The following is a 1,039-nucleotide window of genomic DNA, read 5'->3' on the forward strand; positions in this document are numbered from 1 at the left end:
GCCCTGATTCGGTCACGAATCAGGGCCAAACGCCCGCTCACACGCGCGACGCGGCGCGGAGGGCACCGCGGACTCGTGCGATGAGCTGCTCAGGCTGGCGGAGGTCCTCCGCGACGACGACGATGACGGTCCAGCCGAGCGCCTCCAGGAGTCGGCGGCGTCGGATGTCCTCCTGCCACTGCTCGCGATTCGTACGGTGGTGGTCCCCGTCGTACTCGATCGCGACCTTCTGTTTCCGGTAGAGCAGGTCGACCCGCTTGACGTAGGCCCCGTCGGGCGCGAGCACGACCTCGTTCACGCGGGGGCACGGAAGGCCGGCGTCCTCGAGCAGCAGCCTCGTGCGTGTCTCGGTCGACGAGTCGGTGTTCGGCCGCATCCGAGGGATCGCGTCCCGGACCTGGACGATGCCCTTGACCTTGTGCGTCCGCGTGCTGATGTCGAGGAGCTCGGCCGGCGACGTCAGCAGGTGCTTGCGCCGCATCATCGCGTCGCCGAGGACGACCACGTCGTCCGGGAGGCGGAGCTCGCAGGCGACATGGGTGAACGTCTGTGCGGGTGACGTCACGAGGAGCCCGTCGACCTCCACGGTGTCGAGGAACGACTGCCGGGTCCAGTGCGCGACGACGCCGGGGCGTTCGGCCCGGTCCTCGCTGCGCAGGGTGACGACGTGCAGGCGCGTGTCGTCCGCGTGGGTCCACGGGCGCTCGACGCGGAGCAGGTCGAGGGCGGTCGTGTGGCTGAACGCGACGTCGTCGTCGAGCGCGAGGGCCAAGGCCCGGCACCGGTCGTGGAGCTCCGTGACAGAGCCGGCGGGGAGCCGCACCCCCGTGAACGGCGCGTCCCACCGTCGTCCGGCGCGGAGCTGCTTGCGGCTCAGGCCCGTTCGGAGGGCGTCGGCCACGGTGAACGGGGACGGGCGGTCGCCGACGAGATCATCCATCGTGACAGCGTGCCGAGGGGAGGCGGAGTCAGGTGCGCGTCATCCACAGGTTCTCGTTGTGAGCGGGCGTTTGGCCCTGGTTCGCGACCGAACCAGGGC

Annotated in this window: 1 protein-coding gene; it reads right to left on the bottom strand. The window is 70.7% G+C overall.

Annotated features, from left to right (window positions below; genetic code table 11):
* Positions 1-37: 37 nt before the first annotated feature.
* Positions 38-940, bottom strand: coding sequence for an endonuclease domain-containing protein (locus tag ACFWDO_RS21500; RefSeq protein WP_380327204.1), 903 nt, complete (start codon positions 938-940; stop codon positions 38-40).
* Positions 941-1,039: the final 99 nt, after the last annotated feature.

Source organism: Isoptericola sp. NPDC060185, assembly GCF_042728595.1.
GTDB lineage: Bacteria > Actinomycetota > Actinomycetes > Actinomycetales > Cellulomonadaceae > Isoptericola.